At 36.5% G+C, this 734-nt stretch carries 1 pseudogene; it reads left to right on the forward strand.

Annotated elements, in window-relative coordinates:
* Nucleotides 1-250: 250 nt before the first annotated feature.
* Nucleotides 251-734 (forward strand): annotated as a pseudogene (locus SORDD24_RS10850) (ABC transporter permease); the annotation flags it as partial.

Genomic DNA, 734 nt, shown 5'->3' on the forward strand with positions numbered 1-734 from the left:
GAATTTCTTCAAACACAAGTCAGAAAATGAAGAACTTAGGAGATGGAAAAATACTAATCAGAAAGATGTGACTATCATTTTTAAAATGAAGTAGATTTTTGATTGGTACTATACATCCTTATATAAGAAGAAAAGTTAGCGGATGCTAGCTTTCTTCATTTTTTCAAAAAATAAATCAAAAAGTTTTTTCGATTTCATAAACATTTCATATTTGGATTTTATAATAGTCTTACAAATATGGAGGTGACAAATGAATCCAATCCAAAGAGCTTGGGCTTATGTCAGCAGAAAACGACTGAGAAGTTTTATTTTATTTCTGATTTTATTTGTTCTTTTAGCAGGAATTTCAGCCTGTTTGACGCTGATGAAATCCAACAAAACAGTAGAAAGCAATCTTTACAAATCTCTTAATACCTCTTTTTCTATTAAGAAGATAGAGAATGGTCAGACCTTCAAGTTGTCAGACCTAGCATCCGTGAGCAAGATTAAGGGGCTGGAGAATGTCTCTCCTGAACTCGAGACGGTCGCAAAACTAAAAGACAAGGAAGCAGTGAGTGGTGAGCAGAGCGTCGAACGTGATGACTTGTCAGCTGCGGACAAGAATTTGGTTAGCTTAACGGCTCTTGAGGATTCATCCAAGGATGTTACCTTCACCAGTTCGGCTTTCAATCTAAAAGAAGGCCGACACCTTCAAAAAGGGGATTCCAAGAAAATCCTGATCCACGAAGAGTTGG

The sequence above is a fragment of the Streptococcus oralis genome (genome assembly GCF_001579175.1).
Lineage (GTDB): Bacteria > Bacillota > Bacilli > Lactobacillales > Streptococcaceae > Streptococcus > Streptococcus oralis_O.